The following is a 19,676-nucleotide window of genomic DNA, read 5'->3' as shown; positions in this document are numbered from 1 at the left end:
GGCCTGGGCTGGGTCAGGTGGTCGTTCCGGTGGGGGTGCGGCGGAGGGAGCGGCCGGGGAGCGCTCCGGTATGGCGGCCGCCGGAGATGACGGCGGTCCCGCCGACGAGGACGTGCACGACGCCCTCGGCCTGCTGCTTCGGGTCGTCGAACGTGGCGGTGTCGCGGACGGTCGCGGGGTCGAACAGGACGAGGTCGGCGTGGTATCCGGCGCGGACGAGCCCGCGGTCTTCGAGGCGGAGGCGGCGGGCGGCGCGTCCGGTCAGGTGCGCGACGCACTCTTCGAGGGACAGGACGCCGAGCTCGCGGACGTAGTGGCCGAGGTAGCGCGGGAACGTCCCCCAGGCGCGCGGGTGCGGTTTCGCGGCGGCGAGGAGCCCGTCGCTGCCGCCGGTGTGGCACGGATGCCGCATGATCGCCTGGACGTTCTCCTCGTGCCCGACGTGCTGGAGGATCGTGGTGGCGAGGTCGTCGGCGATCAGCCGCTCGCAGTAGACGTCGAACTCGGGGCGTCCGGACGCGGCGGCGAGCTGCGCGACTGTCCGTCCGACGACGGAGGCGTCCGGGGAGCCCGAGATCTCGATCGTCTCCCATTCGGCGGGGACGCCGTGGCAGCCGTCCGACCCCTCGACCTCCATCACGTGCCGGATCCGGGCCTTCTCGGCCGGGTCGTGGAGCCGCGCGAGCAGCGCCGCAGGGCCGCCCGCGGACGCCCAGCTCGGCAGCAGCGCGGCGAGGGTCGTGGAGCCCGGCAGGTACGGGTAGGTGTCGAGGGTGATGTCGCAGCCGTCGGCGATCGCGTCGTCCAGGAGGCTCAGCAGCTCGGGCGCGCGTCCCCGGTTGACGCCGAAGTTCATCGTGGCGTGCGCGAGGTGCAGCGGGCAGCCGGAGCGGCGCGACAGCTCGACCATCTCGGCGTACGCCTCCAGCGCGCCCGCCCCGTACGAGCGGTGGTGCGGCGCGTAGAAGCCGCCGAGGTCCCCGACGACTCGGCACAGCTCGGCCAGTTCCGCATCGTCGGCGTACATCCCCGGCACATAGGTGAGGCCGCTCGACATACCGACCGCGCCCTCGCGCATGCCGGTCGCGACCAGTTCGCGTTGCCGGTCGAGTTCCGCTTCCGTCGGCGGACGGTCTTCCCAGCCCACCGCGAGCATTCGCACCGTGCCCTGCGGGACGAGGTAGCAGGCGTTGACCGCGATGCCCTGGTCGAGGCGGTCGAGGTATTCGCCGACGGTCCGCCACGACCAGTCGAAGCCGGGCGGGTCGGTGTTCCATCCGGCGATGGCGCGGCGGGTGTCGGCGAGGGTGGCGTCGTCGACGGGTGCGTAGGACAGGCCGTCCTGGCCGATGACCTCGGTCGTCACGCCCTGGCTGACCTTGGCGAGATGGTCGGGCTCGATGAGCAGCGCCAGGTCGGAGTGGGCGTGCATGTCGATGAAACCGGGGGCGAGGACGAGGCCGTCCGCGTCGATGGCGGTCGTCCCGGAGAGGCCGTGGCCGATCTCGGTGATCCGGCCTTCGTCGATCGTGACGTCGGCGACGCGTCCGGGGGCTCCGGTGCCGTCCACGACGGTCGCGCCGCGGATCACGGTGCCCGGCATCAAAACCACGTCCTGACGAGGTCGATCACGGCGGGATGGTCTGCTTCGGCATCGTCCAGGACGGGGATCAGCGTCCATTTGTCGAGCGCGGTGCACGGATGCGACAGGCCTAGCTTCACCACGTCACCGACCTCCACGGAGGCGTCCTCAAGGAATGCGTGCTGATCGTTGACGGCGGTGACCTGCGCCTTCTCGACCGCCTCCGGCCCCTTCCCCCGGACGAGCTGCGGCATCGGAAGCCCCTCGTCGAACGGCAGGTCGCGTTTGCCGGCGTCCAGCAGCGCGAGCGCGGGCTCCGGCCGCGACACGACCCGCGCCCAGCCGTGCATCGCCGACCGCAGCCGCGCGTCTCCGGCGCCGCGCGAGAACGGCGAGATCTCCCGGTAGAACCCGTCGTCGTGGACGATGTACGCCCCCGACCGCAGCACGACCCGTCCGCCCACGCCGCCCAGCACGTCCGCGACCTGGTCGAAGAAGGAGCTGCCGCCCGCGGTCACGATCGGCTCGTCGGTCTCGTAGTCGAGGCCGCCGAACAGGTTCGCCATCCGGCGCAGGTAGGCGTCGACGGCGCCGCGCCCCTCGTCGGACGCGTCGTGCGCGAGCGCGCCCTCGTATCCGGCGAGCCCGGTGAGGCGGAGCGTTGGCGCCTCGCGGACGGCGTCCGCGAGCGCGCGGGCGTCGCCGTCGTCCCGGACGCCGGTGCGCCCGTGCGGCCCGCCGATCTCGACGCACACGTCCACCCGCCGCTGGGCGCGGGCGAGGCGCAGGGCCTCGTCCATCAGCTCGACCGAGCGCGGCGAGTCGACCCAGGACGTGAACTCGAACTCCGGATGCTTCTCCAGCTCGGCGGCCAGCCAGGCGAGGCCCGCCGGGTCGAGGAGCGCGTTCGCGAGCATGACCCGCCGGACGCCGAACGCCCGCGCCACGCGGAGCTGCGGCAGGTTCGCGACCGTGACGCCCCACGCGCCCGCGTCCAGCTGCCGCCGCCAGAGCTGCGGGGCCATCGTCGTCTTGCCGTGCGGGGCGAGCGCGATGCCCGCCGCGTCCGCCCAGCGCGCCATCGTCCGGACGTTGTGGTCGAGCGCGCCGGCGTCCAGCGTCAGCAGCGGGGTGCCGAAGTCGTCGAGGGGCGGGCGGTTCGCGCGGACATCCGCAACCGGCATCCCGTGCAGCGACGCCGGAATCGCTTTGAAGCGCCAGTCGAGCCGCTCCTCGCCGAGCGCGTCGATCGCCCCGGCGTCGATGCTCGCGACCATCATGACCTCCGTCATTGCACATATTGCAACGATAATTGCGTCTTGTGCTGTTGTGGTTGTAACATCACCCGCGGGTGCCGGTCAACGACCCGGGGCTACCCACGGAGGGAGCCTGATGAGCCAGAGCCTCGGACGCGCGCTCGCGATCCTCGACGAGCTGGGCGAGGGGCCCCGCACCCTGGACGAGCTGGCCGCGAAGGTCGGCGTCCACAAGACGACCGTGCTGCGGCTGCTGCGCACGATGGAGTCCGGGCGGTTCGTCCACCGCGACTCCGACCACCGCTTCCACCTCGGCTCCCGCCTGTTCGCGCTGGCGGGCGCGGCGCTGGAGCAGCGCGGCATCCGGGACGTCGCCGCCCCGCACCTGGCCCGGCTGAACGAGGAGACCGGGCAGACGATCCACCTCGGCGTGTACGAGGGCGGCAACGTCATCTACCTGGACAAGTACGACTCGCGGCACTCGATCCGCATGTACTCGCGGGTGGGGCTGAGCATGCCGCTGCACGCCACCGCGATCGCCAAGGTGCTGCTCGCCGACCTCCCCGAACCGCGCCGCCGCCGCGTCGCCGAGGAGATCGAGTACACCCCGTTCACCGAGCACACCCTCACCGGCCCGGACCGGCTCCTGGACGAGCTGTCCCGCGTCGCCGACCAGGGCTACGCGCTGGACGACGCCGAGCACGAGACGTTCATCCGCTGCGTCGCCGCGCCCGTCCGGGACGCCACCGGACGCGTCATCGCCGCCGTCTCCATCTCGGTCCCGGAGGTCGTGCTGAGCCGCGACGAGGTCCTCGCCCTGCTGCCCGCCCTCCTCGACACCGTCCACGCCATCTCCGCCGCCTGCGGCCACACCGCCCCCTGAGCCCCCAAGCCCGCTCACGGCAGGCACGCGGAGCGAGCGCCAGCGAGCGCAGCGGGCACGCCCGACGACGCAGGCGACCGCAGCGACGCCACGCACGCCGCAACGGGCATGACAGACCGCAACGGCGGCGTGAGGATCGCCTGCGTCGTGACGGGGGTTCCAGGGGGTCGCCTCCTGGGCTAACAGAGCCGTCCGGTGGCGATGAGCTCCAGGGTGATCAGGACGGCGATCGACTCGACGGCCAGGAGGCCGATGAGGACGAGGAGCTGGATCGCGCCCGCCTCCACCGGGTCGGCGCCGCCGAGCAGCACGCCGACGAACGCGCCCGGCAGCGTGACCAGCCCGACCGTCCGCGTCTGGTCCAGGACGGGGAACAGCCCGAACGCGGCGGCCGGACGGCACACCTCCAGCGCCGCGTCCCGGGGCAGGAGGCCGAGCGCGAGGCCGGCCTCGTACTCGCCGCGGCGCGTGGCCAGCTCCTCCAGGGCCCGGCGTCCGGTGAGGCCCGTCGCCGACATCGCGCCGCCGATGAAGATCCCCGCGATGGGCAGCACGGCCACCGGACGCGACGGCACCGCCGTCGAGGCCAGCAGCAGGACGAGGACGGGCGCGACCCCCGCGACGATCGGCAGCAGCGTCCACCAGCCGGATCCGAGCGCCGAACCGGTGATCCGGCGCCCGGCCGTGGCCGCCGCGACCACGACCATGCCCGCGACGAACACCGCCGTCCATCCCGCGCTGCGCAGCACCGCCGCGATGAGCAGCGAGACCGCCGCGAGCTGGACGGCCGCCCGCACCGCCACGACCACGACGTCCCGGCCGAGGCCGAGGCCGCCGGCCCGGACCGCCAGCGCGGCGAACGCGGCGAGCGCGATCAGCACGAGCGCCAGGACGGGCCCGAGCTCGGGCGCCGCGCTCACCCGTCCCCCTTGTGCGCCGAAGATCCCATAGCGGCCTCCTACCCCCTTAAACACCGATAGCGTTGGACATGTGGAGGTTGATCTGGCCGGGGAGGCGTCCCAGCTCGCGTCCCGCCTGGCATCCCGCCGCGAAACGCTCTGGCTGATGGGCGCTGTGGTCGGTCTCACCGCACTGGGGGCGGACGGCGTCCGCCCGTCGAACGACTCCCGGGCCGCGGCGGAGACGCCTCCCCGAGTGCGGCCCGCCGCGCACCCGTCACCGCCGCCGAAGCCCGTCCCGAAGCCGCGTCCCGCCGCGTGGACGCCCGCGAAGCTCACCGCGCTCAAGACGCCCGTCAGCGACCTGTCGCAACTCTCCCCCGCGCCGCCGCCGAAATCGATCGCCCTCACGATCGACGACGGCCCCAACCCGAAATGGACGCCGCGGATGCTCGACCTCCTCGCCGAGGAGGAGATCCGCGCGACGTTCTTCATCATCGGCGAGCAGGTCAAGGAATACCCGAAGCTGACCCGCCGCATCGCCGACGCCGGTCACCAGATCTGCAACCACACCGAGACGCACCCGATCAGCATCGCGGGCCTTTCCACGAAGCGCGTCCGCAAGGAAATCGCCGACGCGCACGACCGGATCGCCGACATCACCGGCGTCGTCCCGCAGTATTTCCGCTCGCCGGGCGGCGCATGGTCGAAGACCGTCCTGGAACTGACCGCCGAGCACGGCATGCTGCCCATCGACTGGGCCGTCGACCCGCGCGACTGGGCCCAGCCGGGCGTCGGCCGGATCCGCAGGTCGCTCCTCAAAGGCAAAGAGGGCGACATCGTCCTGTGCCACGACGGCGGCGGCGACCGCTCCCAGACCATCAAGGCCCTCAAGGCCGCCATTCCGAAACTGAAGAAACGCGGCCTGACCTTCGTCGCCCTTTAGCAAGGGCAAAGCCCCGGCCTTTCGCCGGGGCTTTGCCATGAGGTCTCAGCTTTGCGGGATCAGCGGCTTGGGGGCCGGTGAGGGCTGGATCGGGTCGGGGTCGGCGTCCTCGGCGTGGGAGATGCGGGGCAGCCACTCCAGCCAGCGCGGCAGGTACCAGTTCGACCGTCCCAGCAGCGTCATGACGGCCGGGAGGAGCACCACGCGGACGATCGTCGCGTCGATCAGGACCGCCACCGCCAGCCCGACGCCCAGCTGCTTGAAGTCCTGCATGGAGAGCGTCCCGAAGATGCCGAACGTGGCGATCATGATGACGGCGGCGCTGGTCACGGGCCCCGCCGTGGCGAGGATGCCCTCCCGGACGGCCTGCCTGGTGTCCAGCCCCCGGTCGTGGGCCTCGCGGATCCGGGAGACGACGAACACGTGGTAGTCCATCGACAGGCCGAACAGGACGACGAAGACGAACAGCGGGATCCACGACTCCAGGGCTCCGGCGCCCGTCGTCCCGACCAGGGAGTCGCCCCAGCCGTGCTGGAACACCGCGACCATCACGCCGTACGCGGCACCGACCGACAGCAGGTTGAGGACGATCGCGCTCGCGGCGATCAGCGGTGAGCGGAAGAAGACCAGCATCAGCAGGAACGTGATCCCCATGACGAACAGGAAGACGGGGACGATGCTCGTCCTGAGCTGGGCGTTGTAGTCGGTCGACCAGGCGAGCTGGCCGGTGACCGGCGCCTCGCCGACCTTCCCGACGGTCTGCGGGACGATCTCGTCGCGGAGCGTCTCCAGCGCGTGCGCCGACGTCGCGTCGGAGCCCGTGCCGGCCAGCGGGATCTCGATCTCGGCGATGTTCTCCTTGCCGTGGACGGTGACCTCGACCGGCTCGTTCAGCTCGTCCGACATGACGGCCCGCCGCTTCAGGTCGTCGATCGCGGCCTTGACCTCCGGCGCGGCGATGTCGCGGGCCTTCACCACGACGACCGCGGGCGCCGGGTTGCCGGGGAACGCCTCGTTCAGCCGGGTGTAGGTCTGCGCGATCTCCTCGCCCGGCGGGATCTGCTGGTCGATGCGGAGCCGTTCGGTCTTCATGCCGAGCGCGGGCGCGGCCAGGGCGAGCAGCAGCCCGGCGGCGAGCAGCGCCGCGATCCCCGGACGGGCCAGGACGGGCTTCAGCAGCGCCCCCACCACCCCGGCGCCGCCCGAAGCGGAGCGCCGCCGCCGGAGCGGGATGCGGGCGAACTCGACCTTGTCGCCGAGCAGGGAGAGCAGCGCGGGCAGGACGGTCACCGACCCGAGCATCGCGATGAGCACGACGAGGATCGTCGCGACGGCGAACCCCTTGAACAGCAGCAGGCCGGACACGAACATCCCGGACATCGCGACCATCACGGTGAGCCCGGAGACGAGGACCGACCGTCCGGACGTGGCGGCGGCGATCGCGAGGGCCGTGGCCCTGTCCCGGCCCTTGCGGCGCTCTTCCCGCTCGCGCTGCAGGTAGAAGAGGCAGTAGTCGACGCCGACCGCCAGGCCCATCAGCAGCATCACCGAATTGGTCGTCTGGTCGACGTGCAGCGCGTGGCTGGTGACGGCGAGGAGCCCGCCCGCGGCGAGGAACGCGGTGAACGCCAGCATCACGGGCAGCACGGCCGCGACCAGCGCGCCGAACGCGACGAGCAGGATGCCGAGCGCAAGTGGCAATGCCGTCATCTCGGCGCGCTTGAAGTCGCTGCCGAGGGCCTCGTCGAACCAGGCGTCGGCGGTGGCGCCGCCGAACTGCCCCATCTCGACGGACGGGTTGTCGCGCTCCGCCTTCGCCACCGCGTCCTGGATGGCGGGCAGCGGGTCGGGCGCGCCGTCCGCCGCCTCCTTCACCGTGAACTGGACGATCACGTGCCGCCCGTCCTTGGACACCGCGTCCGGCCGCAGGTCGGTGACCTTCCCGGTGGCCTGGACGTTCGCCCGGACGGCCGCGACGGCGCGCCTCATCTCGGGCGACCCGGCCGCGTGGGCGCCCCCGGAGATCAGGACCGTCTCCTGGTCGGGGTCCTCGATCCCCGCCTCGGTGACGATCTGCTCGGCGCGGGCCGACTGCCCGACGCCCTGCTCGTGGTCCTCCATCGTGATCTGACCGGTCGCCCCGCCGAGCACCGAGGCCAGGACGACGAACAGAAGCCACCCGAAAATGGCCGTCAATCGGTGCCGCGCGCTCCACCCGCCGAGCGTGGCGGCGAAATTGCGTTTCATGGGGTTCCCCGGAATTCGTCGGATAGGGATGACACCCATGAACGCTAGGAAGCGCACGCACGGCCCGACATGGCCCTAGACGCCGTCCGGCGGTGTAGCTAGGTACAGGTGTAGCCAGGTACACCCCACCCTCGGGTTGCGGGCACACTGTGCGGAAGGGCGCAGGCCAGAAGACTGAACGTCATAAGGCAGCGACCCTCGGAGGGACCCCGTGAGCAACGCATTGGTAAAAGAGACGCGACCGCAGGAGACGCGGCTGCAGCAGCATGTCAGGGCGCCGTGGCGCGGCCTGGCGCTCTGGCTGCTGGGCATTCCCGCGACGCTCGTCGGCTTGTGGTTCATCACGGTCGTCTCGATGATCTCCAGTTTCCTCGGGGTGCTCCTGTTCCCGTCCGCGGTGATGCTGCTGCGCACCCAGCTGGAGGCGTACCGCTCCAGGATCAACAGGTGGACGGACGTCCGGATCGAGCGCCCCTACCTGCCGGAGCCCGAGTACGAGCCCGGCCTGCACGGCATGCTCAAGCGCTTCATCAGGCTGATCACCGACCCGGCCACGTGGCGTGACTACCTCTGGGTGGTCCTCGACCCGATCGTGGTGCTGTTCACGGCGGCGCTGCCGGGCCTGCTCGTCCTGTACGGGCTGTGGGGGTACGCCCTCGCGACGTTCGCCGGCGGGATGATCGGCCACTACGGCGGCGCCGACTGGTACACCTTCATCCACATCACCGAGGGCTACGACCGGGACGTGGCGCGCATCGTCTCCACGCTCATCGTGGCGACCGCCTGCCTCGCCGCCGGGCTCCTCTTGGGCCCGAAGATGATGAACGTGTACGGGCGCTGGGGCCGGCTGATCCTGGGCCCGACGAAGAAGTCGGAGCTGGCGCTGCGCGTCCGGCACCTGACCGAGACTCGGTCGGAGGCCGTGGACGCGTCCGCCGCCGAGCTGCGCCGCATCGAGCGCGACCTGCACGACGGCGCGCAGGCCAGGCTCGTCGCGATGGGCATGAGCCTCGGCGCGATCGAGCACCTCCTCGACAAGGACCCGGAGAAGGCCCGGATCCTGCTGGCGGAGGCGCGCCAGTCGTCCGCGAAGGCGCTGCACGAGCTGCGCGATCTCGTCCGCGGCATCCACCCGCCGGTGCTCGCCGACCGCGGCATCGGCGACGCGGTCAAGGCCCTCGCGCTCGACCACCCGCTGCGCGTCGAGGTCCACTCCGACCTGCCGGCGCGGCCCGAGCCGCCGGTCGAGTCGGCCGCCTACTTCGCGGTGTCGGAGATCCTCACGAACGCGGCCAAGCACTCCGGCGCGTCCCGCGTCTGGGTCGACCTGCGGCACGAGAACGGCATGCTGCGGATCTCCGTCACCGACGACGGCCACGGCGGCGCCACGCTGGACGGCGGCACCGGCCTGCGCGGGATCGAGCGGCGGATCGGTACATTCGACGGCGTCCTCGCCCTCAACTCCCCCGTGGGCGGCCCGACGATCGTGACCATGGAGCTGCCGTGCGCGTTGTCATCGCCGAAGACCTCGCCCTCCTGAGAGAAGGGCTGGTCAGCCTCCTTGAGACGCATGACTTCGAGATCGCGGCCGCCGTCGACAACGGCCCCTCGCTCCTGAAGGCGCTCCTCGACCACCGTCCGGACGTGGCGGTGGTCGACGTGCGCCTGCCGCCGTCCTTCACCGACGAGGGGCTCCAGGCCGCGCTGGAGGCGCGGCGGCAGGTTCCCGGCATGCCGGTGCTGGTGCTGTCGCAGTACGTCGAGCAGCTGTACGCGCGGGAGCTGCTCGCGGACGGCAGCGGCGCCATCGGCTACCTGCTGAAGGACCGGGTGTTCGACGCCGCGCAGTTCGTGGACGCGGTCCGCCGCGTCGCCGCGGGCGGCACCGCGATGGACCCCGAGGTGATCTCCCGCCTCGTCGCCAGCAGCACCCGGAACACGCCGATCAGCCGCCTCACGCCGCGCGAGACCGAGGTCCTGGAGCTGATGGCACAGGGGCGGTCCAACGCCGCGATCGCGGAAAGGCTCGTCGTCACCGAGCGGGCCGTGACGAAGCACACCGCCAACATTTTCACCAAACTCGACCTGCCCGTCACGGGTGACGACAACAGGCGGGTTCTCGCCGTCCTGGCCTATCTGAACCGCTGACGGCTATCTTGCTCGGCGAGATGCCCTCGTGAGGCCCGAAGACCGCAGCGAAGCGAGGATCTTCGGTCCTCCTCCCCGGGGGTCTGGGGGCTGCCCCCAGAAAGGTGCAGCGCGATGACGGTGGTTCTGGTCCTGCTCTGTTTGGCGATCGCCGGCCGGGAGCTGTATCTGGCATTCGAACGCAAGCGAATTCCGGGCGCCCCCGAGATCGCCGATATCCGCACCCAGCTCCGCGCGCTGAAGGGGACGCGGGACGAACTGGAGAGCCTCCGCGCGTCCCAGCGCGAGCAGCTGGACCGGCTGACCCGCGAGCAGGACCGCGACCGGGAGGCCCTCGGCGCCGCCGACGCCCGGATCCGGTCGCTGATCGCGCAGATCAACGACCGGATGGTGCCGGACGTCAACGACAAGCTGAGCCGCCAGCGGGAAGCGCTGGCCAAGCAGGATGAGGCCCTGACCAGGCAGGACGCGACGGTCGACGCGCTGGCCGCCGAGGTCGCCGGGCTCCGCGCGAACCTGGCCAGGCGGCTCGACCAGGCCGTGGCGGCGTCCCTCGGCGCCGAACCGGTGGACGTGGTCGGCGGGGTCCTGCGCGTCGAGCCGGCCTCGACGCGGGCGCTGCTGGCCCTGCCGTACGAGCGGTTCGCCGAAGACCACGGCCTGCGCGTGGAGCTGACCGACCTGGACCGCTACTACCTGTCGGGACGCAGCCCGCGCGCCCTCGAAAGCGACTTCATCGACCTCGTGCGGGCGCTGCGCGCGGGCTCCGAGGAGGCGGCGCGGGCGGAGGACCTACTGGACGTCCTCGGCGCGGCCGACCGGGGCGCGGTGCAGATCGGGCCGCTGCTCTTCGTCCGGGCGCCCGAGTCGCTGGTGTGCGGGGTGCTGCCGCTCGCCGAGCTGCTCCGTCCCGAGACCGCCCGGCTGCTGGACGACCCGGCCGGCGCCGCGCGCCGCCTGCGCAACCTCCCCGAGACGCGGTTCGCCGTCCTCAGCGGGACGGGGACGTCCAGGTGAAGCGGGGGGCGCGGCGTTCGAGGAACGCCGCGACTCCCTCCTCGACCTCGCCGCTAGCCGCCATCTCGTCCAGCCACCGCTTCGCCTTCTCCGCCACAGGACCGTCCTCCAGCCCCCACCCACCGCCATTCAACGGACGAGCTCCGCTCGACAGCCCGGAGGCGACGACGGCGTCCACGATGTCCTTTGTCGCGCGCTGGGTGAGCAGGGAACGGGACGCGAGCGTCGCGGCGAACCCGGCGACCCGCTCGCGGAGGCCGCCGGCGGGGACGACCTCGTCCAGCAGGCCGATGCGGAGCGCGTGCTCGGCGCCGATCAGGTCCGCCGAGTACAGCAGGTACTTGGCGGCCGACGGCCCCACCAGCCCGACCAGCCGGGCCGTCGCCGCGACCGGGTAGACGATGCCGAGCTTCGCCGGGGTGATCCCGAACCGGGCGCCCTCCGCCGCGAACCGCAGGTCGCACGCCGCGGCGAGCTGGCAGCCGCCGCCGACGCAGTAGCCCTCGATCGCCGCGAGCGCCGGCTTCGGGAACGCGGCGAGCGCCCGCTCCGCGACCGTCGCGAGGTGCGAGTCGTCGTCGCGGTGGATGTCGGCCAGCTCGGCGATGTCGGCGCCCGCGCAGAAGTTCCCGCCCGCGCCGGTCAGCACCACGACCCGCACGCCGGGGTCGGCGGCGAGGCCGTCAAGGACGCCGGGAAGCGCCCGCCACATGTCCGCGGACATCGCGTTGCGCTTGGCCGGACGGTCGATCACGATCGTGCCGACGCCGCCCGCGACCTCCGCGCGCAGCCCCCCGTCCGGCGACTCGGCCATGATCCTCCCCCTGCCCGGACCCGCTGTGACGCGGCTCATCGTACGAAACCCGGGATCACCTACCCCAAAGCGGTCCATGACCTCCGGGAATGCGAAACCGCCCTGGATTGCTGTACTGTCGAGGCAGCGTCTTCGGATTTCCGCCACACGCGGCGAGGGCGTTTCTTCCCCGCCCGGGCCATCTGAGAGCCCGGTGACTTCCCGGTTCGGCATGTAGAGAGCGATGTGCCGAGCCGCCGTACAAGGGAGCCGACGTCAGCCCGGTGAACCGAGCTGCATTTCTCTCGTTCCACTCGCGTACGCGCCGCGGGTTCCGCCGCCGTACACGGGATTCGACCCCGGGCCGCGCGGAGCGTTCCGCACCGGCCTGAGAAGGGACCCACATGTCCACTTCCACACTCACCACTACCGAACGGCCCCCCGCAGGCCACACCGCCGAGGGCAAGGCCGCGCGGGCGCCGCACAGCGTGTCCTCGCAGAGCGGCCGCAAGAGCCGCCAGGGACGCCGCCCCGCCGAAGAGGTGCCGGTCGTCCCGTTCCAGGGCATCCTCTCCGTCCAGGACAAGCACGCCTTCGTCCGCACCTCCGGCTACCACCCCGGCCCGGACGACGTGCACGTCTCGCTCGCCCAGGTCAAGGACAACAACCTGCGTCCCGGCGACGCCGTCACGGGAACGGCGCGCCCGCCGAAGTCCAACCGCGAGAAGTTCTCCTCGCTCGCCCGCGTCGAGACCGTGAACGGCGTGGCCCCCGCGGACGCGGCCGGCCGCCCCGAGTTCGGCAAGCTGACCCCGCTGTTCCCGGACGAGCGGCTGCGCCTGGACACCGGCCCGCTCGCCACCCGCGTCATCGACCTCATCGCGCCGATCGGCAAGGGGCAGCGCGGGCTCGTCGTGTCGCCGCCGAAGGTCGGCAAGACGATGGTGCTGCAGTCCCTCGCTAACGCGATCGCGCAGAACAACCCCGAAGTGCACCTCATGGTCGTGCTCATCGACGAGCGGCCGGAAGAGGTCACCGACCTGCAGCGGACGGTGCGCGGCGAGGTGATCCACTCGACGTTCGACCGTCCGGCGCAGGAGCACACCGCGCTCGCCGAGCTGGCCGTCGAGCGGGCCAAGCGCCTCGTCGAGCAGGGCCAGGACGTGGTCATGCTGCTCGACTCGATCACCCGGCTCGGCCGCGCGTACAACCTGGCGGCGCCGTCCAGCAGCCGCATCCTGGCGGGCGGCGTCGCGACGACCGCGATCTACCCGCCGAAGAAGTTCTTCGGCGCCGCCCGCAACATCGAGAACGGCGGCTCCCTCACCATCCTCGCCACCGCGCTGGTGGAGACGGGCTCCCGGATGGACGACGTCTTCTTCGAGGAGTACAAGGGCACCGGGAACATGGAGCTCAAGCTCGACCGGGGCCTCGCCGACCGCCGCGTCTTCCCCGCCGTCGACATCGACGCGTCCAGCACGCGCCGCGACGAGCTGCTCATGTCGCCGGAGGAACTCGCGCTCTCCTGGCGTCTGCGCCGCGCTCTCCAGGGGCTGGAGAAGCAGCAGGCCGTCGAGCACCTCCTGGAGAAGATGAAGGGCACCGCGTCCAACGCGGAGTTCCTCCTCCGCCTCCAGCAGACGCTCTGACCCACCCGCCTTTCAGGGCCGCTCCGGGCGGAACGAGCTGAGGATCTTGTCGTAGAGGCGCTGGCCGGGCGTCCACTGCCGATCGGGCGCGTAGAAGCAGAATTCGTACCCCGCCGCCCGGCTGCACAGCACATGCCTGGTCCTGTGCTCCCGGATGGAGTCCCGGCCCGGTTCGCGGACGGCGGCGCCCTGCGCGGCGCTCCGCCAGGTGAACTCCCATTCCGCCGCGCCTTCGATGACCTCCGGCACCGGTTCGAGGCGCAGCCGGTGGTATCCGGGGTAGCGGCCCTCCGCCACGGCCGCCCGCTCCTCGGCGCGCAGACCGTCCAGCGGGTCCCCGAGGACCGGGGCGATGCGCAGCCCTCGTCCCGTGCGGACGTCCTTCCAATGCATGACGGGCCCGCGCCGCTCCGCCTGCCACCCCGCCGGAACGCGCACCGAATAGGCCCCCGCCTCCCGGTACTTCGCCGTCTTGGCCTTCACGTCCGAGGCCGGACGCAGGGCCACCGCGTCGCTCTTGCCGATCGACGTCCAGCGGGCCGCCCACGTGCCGGTTCCGGCCGCGACCGCGGCGAGCACCGCCACGCCCGCCACCGCGCCGGGCCGCACCCTGCGCCCGCCCAGCAGCACCGGGGCGCGCAGCCGCCAGGAACGCCGGGGAGCCCAAATGTCGCGGTGACGCCACCAGCCGCGGCCTCGGCGGCGCCGCCGCCGCGAACCGCAGGGCGGCGACGTGGTGTCCCGCCGGCCTCCCGGAGGTCGGCCGCTGCGCAGCGTCCACGGGACGCGCGGCCCCCGGAACACGCGCGAGCGCGCCGCGTCCCGCGACACCCACGAACCGCGGTAGGCCCACGGCACGCGGCGCAGCAGCGTGAGCCGGCGCGCCGAGAACCCGCGCACCTCCTGCGGAAGCACCGCCCGTGTGGCGCCAGATTCCGGGACGGTCCCGAGCACGTCCTGCAGCAGTTCGGCAGTGGCTTCGGCCGTCAGGCGGTCTTCTGGCCGTTGACGCAGCAATCCTTCGATGACGGGCGTCAGCGGCCCAGCCCGCACAGGACGCGCGTAATCGCCCAGTAGCACCGCCACCATGGACGCCAGCGCATGACACCGCAGGAACGGCGAGAAACCCTCGACGGCCGTGTAAAGCGTCGCGCCGAGCGACCACAGGTCGGACGCCTCCACGCCCTGCTGCCTGTTCACCCGCTCTGGCGGGAGGTAGGCGGGAGACCCTTCGATGCCCGCCGGCATCGTGTCGGCGGTTTCCTGCCCGCTGTCCATGTGGACGGCCAGACCGAAGTCGGTGAGCAGGACGCGCCCGTCATCGCACAGCAGGACGTTGCTGGGTTTGACGTCACGATGCAGGATTCCCGCTGCATGCGACGCGCGCAGCACCGACAGGACGGCCGCGCCGATCTCGGCTGTCCGGCGCACGCTCAGCGGCCCGTCCTCGGTGACGAGCCGGTTCAGCGAGCACGACTCCAGGAACTCCATGACGATCCACGGCCGCCCGCCCTCGATGAGGAGGTCGTGGACGGCGACCACGCCCGGATGCTTCAGCGCGGCGGTGGCGCGTGCCTCGGACAGCAGGCGCCGGCACATCACCTTGCGCTCGCTCTGGGTGATGCGCCCGGGGAGATGGACCTCCTTGACGGCGACGTCCCGGTCCAGCACTTCGTCGTAGGCGCGCCAGACGGTCCCCATGCCGCCCCTGCCGACCACAGAGAGCAGGCGATACCGCCGCGCAAGCGGTATCAACCGATCCCCGTTCATGCGGAAGTTAATCGCCGGGAAGCGCTCAAGGCACGCTCCCTCGGCATCAATCATTTCTTGACCGGTGGCACTGGGAGAGAAAGCGGTCGAACGTGGTATAAGGCGTCGCTCCGCGAAAACGCGCTTTAAGCGAGTACGCTCCGCGCCCACTTGTAGTCGGATTTGCCTACTGCCGTGCGCTGCACCTCGTCCACCACCTTGAGTTGACGCGGCAGCTTGTAGCCGGCGAGCCGCCCCCGGCAGTGCCCGGTCAGCTCGTCCAGCGTGACCGTCGCGCCCGGCCGCGGCGCGACGACGGCGGCGACGCGCTGCCCGAACCGCTCGTCGGGCAGGCCCACGACGACCGCGTCGTGCACGTCCGGATGGTCCTTCAGCGCGACCTCGACCTCCTCCGGGTACACCTTCTCCCCGCCCGTGTTGATCACGAGGGAACCGCGGCCCAGCAGCACGATCGTGCCGTCCTCCTGCCGGGTGGCGAAGTCGCCGGGGATGGACCAACGCGTCCCATCAGCCGCGGTGAAGAACGTGGACGCCGTCTTCTCCGGGTCGTTGTAGTAGCCGACCGGAATATGGCCGCTGCGCGCGAGCCTGCCGATTTCGCCGGGCGCGACGACGTTCAGGTCGTCGTCCAGGACGGTGACGTCCGGGTCCATCATGAACCGCGCCGTCCCGTCCTTGCCGTCGACGGACGGCCCGCACGCACCGGTCTCCGAAGCGCCGTAGTTGTCGAGGAACATGATGTTCGGAAGGAGGCCGCGAAGTGTTCGCTTGACACCATCCGTCAGCGGCGCGCCGCCGGACGCGATGCCCAACAGCGAGGACACGTCATAATCACCGGCGGCCAGGGCGTCCGCGACCGGACGCGCCATCACGTCGCCCACCACCATCAGCACATTCGCCCGTTCTTCGGCGACCAGCTTGAGCGCCTTGTCGGCATCGAATGCGCGATCCGTGTAAAGGACGACTTTGGCCCCGCTGAACAAACCCATGAACGCGACCCATTGCCCGGCGCCGTGCATGACGGGCGCGCAGTCGAGCACGGCCGTCGCGGGCTGGTCGGCGTTGGCGGCGAGCTCCTCCGGGCTGCCGATCGGGTCGCCGAAGACGTTCCCGCCGCCGAGCGCGCCGAAGAAGATGTCCTCGCAGCGCCATTCGACGCCCTTCGGATGCCCCGTCGTCCCGCCGGTGTACATGATGTACCGATCATCGTTGGACCGCTCGGGGAAGTCTCCGTCCGGCTCAGCGTCCGCAAGCGCCGCCTCGTAAGGCACCGCACCCGGAAACTCGACCCCGGACCCGTCGTCCAGCCCCACGACATGCCGCAGCTTCGGCAGCTCTCCGCGGATCTCCTCGATCTTCGCCAAGAGCGAACACTCGCCGATCAGCGCGACGGAGTCGGAATCGGCCAGGACATGCCTCAGCTCCGCCGCGACGTACCGGTAGTTCACCGGGATCGGCACCGCGCGGATCTTGAACGCGCCGAACATCGCCTCGATCCACTCGGCCCGGTTGTGGGCGAGGATCGCGACGTGCTCACCGGCCCGTACCCCGGCGTCCGCCAGATGCCGTCCGACCCGGCTCGCACGCTCGTTGAGCTGCGCGAACGTCCGCCGCTCGGCCCCCGCCACCAGCGCGGGCCGGGCCGGCGCGGCCGCCGTCATGATCTCCAGCAGGTCGGCCGGGTTGTAGCTTCGCACCATGCCGCGGTCCTCCCGTTCCGGGGGTGGGATGACCCGATCCTCCACGCCGCGGACGGCGACCTCAATCCCTATTGTCATCCAGTCCAATGAGATGGATCACAAACGGCGCGATCCGGCCACGCCGCACGGTTCTTACACGGCTCTTATCTGGGTACCGGCATGCTTGGCCGTAACGATTCAGTATCAGACGGGGGTAGTGGTGAGCGCAGGCGCTATGGCGTGGACCCCGCCGACGTGGGAGGAGATCGTCAGCGAGCACTCGACGCGGGTGTTCCGGCTGGCGTACCGGCTGACCGGCAACCGGCACGACGCCGAAGACCTGACCCAGGACGTCTTCATCCGGGTCTTCCGATCCCTGTCCTCCTACACCCCGGGCACATTCGAGGGCTGGCTGCACCGCATCACCACCAACCTCTTCCTTGACCGGGCCCGCCGCAAGCAGCGCATCCGCTTCGACGCCCTAGGCGACGACGCCGCCGAACGCCTGCAGGGCCGCGAGCCGTCCCCCGCCCAGGCCTACGACGAGCGCCACCTGGACGCCGACATCCAGCGGGCGCTGGACGACCTCGTCCCGGAATACCGCGCGGCCGTCGTCCTGTGCGACATCGAGGGCCTCTCCTACGAGGAGATCGCCGCGACCCTCAACGTCAAGCTCGGCACCGTCCGATCCCGAATCCACCGAGGCCGCGCCCACCTGCGCGACGCCCTGGAACACCGCCGCCCCACCGACGTCCCCGCCACCACCTGCGACCGCTGACACCGCCACTCGCAGCGGTCACCCGATCCAGCGAGCAGCGGCGTCGTAGATATCCGTCGGGGTGGTGTTGAACGCGATCGCGGCATCCGGAGCATGCCGCCGCACCAGATTGATCAATAGCTCGAACAGCTCGATCTGAGCTTCATCGGTCCGCAGTCCACCACCGACAACGACGCACTCCCACGCTCGGGAGCGCAGCGCGTCCCCGACGACCGCTTCCACGTCGTCGCTGCCGTCCAGGCCGAACAGGCAGGTCTCAACGCCGACGCCGTGCTCGGCGAACCGCGCGACTCCCGCCTCGATCGCCTCGACCACCGGCGCGGGATCCCAGGGCCCGGGCACCCGATTTGGGTCGAGCCCGATCACAAGAACGCGAGGGCCGGAGACAGAACCGTCCACCCGTGGACAATACCTCGATCATCTCCGGCGGCGGTCCGATGACTTTCATCCGAAACGGTGTCGAGCGGCGAATACCAGGAGTTCGAAATGTCGCTCGATGTCAAGGTGCCCAATGCGAAGATCTTTGGTTCGTTCACCGTTGCCCGCGGTGTTGGTGGCGGTGTGCATGCTGCTGGCCGCGCTGGCCGGGGCGGCGGCAGGCGCGGCAGCGGCTGATCCGGGCCCGGCCGCGCACAAGGCCACACGGTTTCCACCACCTGCACCGGCGTCGGCTTCACCACCACCTACCAACCCATCAACTCGACCCAGCTCGGCCTCGGCGTCCGGCTTCTGCTCGCCGATTCACGCCCCTCTCCCCCACCCCCGATGATCACCGCGTTCAACTGCTACGCCGACTACGACCTCTTCACCTGCGACCTGAACTGGGAGGGCGGCACCGATCCCGACTCCGTCCAGGTCAGCACGAACGGACGAGAGGTCAGGCGAATCGACGACCTCGACGGCAACTTCGTCATCCTGGCCGGAAGGTGCGCCCCCTTCGGCGACACCTTCGTCTCGGTCACGGTCGTCGACGCCGACGGCCGCCGCGCCAACGCCAGCCAGAATTCCTTCTGCGCTTAACCAACGCACCGGCGGCCCGCCCCACCCGACGCACAGTCGAGAGCGGGCCGCACGATGGACCTGCAAGGACTCCGCCGGCGGCTCGAGTCCGGGAAGATCGCTCTCACCGACCCCGGACGTCCGGCACCCGAGCGGCCCGAGCAGACGCCGCGCTGGAAAGCCCGCTATCCGGAGCCACTGACGAACGAGGGTTTCCTGGGCGAGGTCGCGGACGAGATCGAGGCCCTGAACGGCCGTCCGACGACCTCGGACCTCTGCTGGGAGGCGATCAGGCGCTACCAGCGCGAGGCGGTCGAGGCCAACCGGCTGCTCGTGCGGGAGGCGTACCTGGCGATCCCACCGCACCGCCGGGTGTACGTCCTGGGCGACATGGACCGGCAGGACATCCCGTTGCGGCAGCTCACCACCGATATCAGCGCCCGGCGCCCCCGCGATCACCCTGCATGAGCGCGTCAATCCGCCGACCGAACCTCCGGAGCGGCCGGACCTGTTCGTCCTCCGCAACGAGTTCCCGGCCCCGCTCACCCACGAAGGCCGGACGTATCCCACGGTCATCCATGCCTACTGGGCCCTCGCAGCGGCCGACCGCTCCGACCACGACCGCATCCAGGAGGCCGCCACCGTCCGCGAGGCGCACGAGTTCGGCGGCCGTTGCCCCCTTCGTCCCGGCTGGGCGGTCATCCGTACCGCGGTGATGGCCGACCTACTGCGCGCCAAATTCACCCAGCATCCCGACCTGGCCGAGATCCTGCTGTCCACGGGCGACGCGCGGATCAGCTACACCAGCTACTCCGAGTCACCATTCTGGACCGACCGCGGCCCCCGAGAAGGACGCAACTGGACCGGCCGCCTACTAGAACTGATCCGAGCCGAACTCCACAACTCCCAAACCCACCACCCCAGGACCACTGACTCATCGCTTCGATCCGGGGGCGATAAAGGCGGAAGGGCCCGCGCACCCCCACGTGCGCGGGCCCTTGCTGTGCGTGCGTCAGCCGGTGACGGGGAG

At 71.2% G+C, this 19,676-nt stretch carries 17 protein-coding genes and 1 pseudogene; 10 read left to right on the top strand and 8 right to left on the bottom strand.

The features are described from left to right. Nucleotides 1–13: 13 nt before the first annotated feature. Both E1287_RS34900 and E1287_RS34895 read right to left on the bottom strand, forming a co-directional pair. Nucleotides 14–1,603: a D-aminoacylase gene (locus E1287_RS34900; protein WP_131969547.1), complete on the bottom strand. Its 1,590-nt coding sequence runs from the start codon at nt 1,601–1,603 to the stop codon at nt 14–16. Beyond that, entirely contained in the window at nt 1,603–2,874 is a 1,272-nt protein-coding gene (locus E1287_RS34895) for an alanine racemase (protein ID WP_243719643.1), read from the bottom strand. Before E1287_RS34895 ends, E1287_RS34900 begins: the two co-directional genes overlap by 1 nt. A gap of 100 nt (nt 2,875–2,974) precedes the next feature. Here E1287_RS34895 and E1287_RS34890 point away from each other — a divergent pair, with 100 nt between their 5' ends. Beyond that, complete coding sequence (locus E1287_RS34890) at nt 2,975–3,721, top strand: IclR family transcriptional regulator (protein ID WP_131969546.1); 747 nt, start codon at nt 2,975–2,977, stop codon at nt 3,719–3,721. Between the two features lie 179 nt (nt 3,722–3,900). On the opposite strand, the gene E1287_RS34885 is transcribed toward E1287_RS34890, so the two are convergent. Continuing rightward, nucleotides 3,901–4,641: an ABC transporter permease gene (locus E1287_RS34885; RefSeq protein WP_131969545.1), complete on the bottom strand. Its 741-nt coding sequence runs from the start codon at nt 4,639–4,641 to the stop codon at nt 3,901–3,903. A 70-nt stretch (nt 4,642–4,711) separates the two neighbouring features. Here E1287_RS34885 and E1287_RS34880 point away from each other — a divergent pair, with 70 nt between their 5' ends. Next, on the top strand, nt 4,712–5,566 hold the full coding sequence (locus E1287_RS34880) for a polysaccharide deacetylase family protein (protein ID WP_243719642.1): 855 nt from the start codon (nt 4,712–4,714) through the stop codon (nt 5,564–5,566). Nucleotides 5,567–5,611: 45 nt separating this feature from the next. Here the strand turns inward: E1287_RS34880 and E1287_RS34875 are convergent, their stop codons facing one another. After that, nucleotides 5,612–7,813 carry an MMPL family transporter gene (locus E1287_RS34875; RefSeq protein ID WP_131969544.1) on the bottom strand — a complete coding sequence of 734 codons (2,202 nt, stop codon included), beginning with the start codon at nt 7,811–7,813 and terminating at the stop codon, nt 5,612–5,614. Nucleotides 7,814–8,024: 211 nt separating this feature from the next. Here E1287_RS34875 and E1287_RS34870 point away from each other — a divergent pair, with 211 nt between their 5' ends. The 3 genes from E1287_RS34870 (at nt 8,025) to E1287_RS34860 (ending at nt 10,978) form a co-directional block, all read left to right on the top strand. Then, nucleotides 8,025–9,353, top strand: a complete 1,329-nt coding sequence (locus tag E1287_RS34870) for a sensor histidine kinase (RefSeq protein ID WP_243719641.1) — start codon at nt 8,025–8,027, stop codon at nt 9,351–9,353. Continuing rightward, nucleotides 9,317–9,961: a response regulator transcription factor gene (locus E1287_RS34865; protein ID WP_131969543.1), complete on the top strand. Its 645-nt coding sequence runs from the start codon at nt 9,317–9,319 to the stop codon at nt 9,959–9,961. Before E1287_RS34870 ends, E1287_RS34865 begins: the two co-directional genes overlap by 37 nt. Before the next feature lie 114 nt (nt 9,962–10,075). Next, nucleotides 10,076–10,978 (top strand): hypothetical protein, encoded by a 903-nt coding sequence (locus E1287_RS34860; RefSeq protein ID WP_131969542.1) that lies wholly within the window; start codon nt 10,076–10,078, stop codon nt 10,976–10,978. Here E1287_RS34860 and E1287_RS34855 read toward each other — a convergent pair. Further along, nucleotides 10,953–11,792: an enoyl-CoA hydratase-related protein gene (locus E1287_RS34855; RefSeq protein WP_131969541.1), complete on the bottom strand. Its 840-nt coding sequence runs from the start codon at nt 11,790–11,792 to the stop codon at nt 10,953–10,955. The genes E1287_RS34860 and E1287_RS34855 overlap by 26 nt on opposite strands. Nucleotides 11,793–12,307: 515 nt before the next feature. On the opposite strand from E1287_RS34855, the pseudogene rho reads away from it, so the two are divergent. Then, nucleotides 12,308–13,420, top strand: a pseudogene (gene rho / locus E1287_RS34850) (transcription termination factor Rho); the annotation flags it as partial. Nucleotides 13,421–13,432: 12 nt separating this feature from the next. Here the strand turns inward: rho and E1287_RS34845 are convergent. Next, on the bottom strand, nt 13,433–15,190 hold the full coding sequence (locus E1287_RS34845; protein ID WP_279508009.1) for a serine/threonine-protein kinase: 1,758 nt from the start codon (nt 15,188–15,190) through the stop codon (nt 13,433–13,435). A 125-nt stretch (nt 15,191–15,315) separates the two neighbouring features. After that, nucleotides 15,316–16,968, bottom strand: a complete 1,653-nt coding sequence (locus E1287_RS34840; protein WP_347814001.1) for an acyl-CoA synthetase — start codon at nt 16,966–16,968, stop codon at nt 15,316–15,318. 136 nt (nt 16,969–17,104) lie between these two features. On the opposite strand from E1287_RS34840, the gene sigE reads away from it, so the two are divergent. Further along, a complete protein-coding gene (gene sigE, locus E1287_RS34835; RefSeq protein WP_243719644.1) occupies nt 17,105–17,647 on the top strand; it encodes an RNA polymerase sigma factor SigE in 543 nt (180 codons plus the stop codon). Nucleotides 17,648–17,665: 18 nt separating this feature from the next. Here the strand turns inward: sigE and E1287_RS34830 are convergent, their stop codons facing one another. Beyond that, a complete protein-coding gene (locus tag E1287_RS34830; RefSeq protein WP_243719640.1) occupies nt 17,666–17,962 on the bottom strand; it encodes a hypothetical protein in 297 nt (98 codons plus the stop codon). Between the two features lie 141 nt (nt 17,963–18,103). Here E1287_RS34830 and E1287_RS44225 point away from each other — a divergent pair, with 141 nt between their 5' ends. From E1287_RS44225 to E1287_RS34820, 3 genes are all read left to right on the top strand, one after another. After that, nucleotides 18,104–18,262: a hypothetical protein gene (locus tag E1287_RS44225; RefSeq protein ID WP_165969349.1), complete on the top strand. Its 159-nt coding sequence runs from the start codon at nt 18,104–18,106 to the stop codon at nt 18,260–18,262. Nucleotides 18,263–18,412: 150 nt separating this feature from the next. Continuing rightward, nucleotides 18,413–18,667 carry a hypothetical protein gene (locus tag E1287_RS34825; protein ID WP_131969536.1) on the top strand — a complete coding sequence of 85 codons (255 nt, stop codon included), beginning with the start codon at nt 18,413–18,415 and terminating at the stop codon, nt 18,665–18,667. Nucleotides 18,668–18,721: 54 nt separating this feature from the next. Further along, a complete protein-coding gene (locus E1287_RS34820) occupies nt 18,722–19,114 on the top strand; it encodes a hypothetical protein (RefSeq protein ID WP_131969535.1) in 393 nt (130 codons plus the stop codon). Nucleotides 19,115–19,676 lie beyond the last annotated feature (562 nt).

Source organism: Actinomadura sp. KC06 (assembly GCF_004348735.1).
Taxonomy (GTDB): Bacteria; Actinomycetota; Actinomycetes; order Streptosporangiales; family Streptosporangiaceae; genus Spirillospora.
This window is presented reverse-complemented; position numbering and strand designations above follow the sequence as displayed.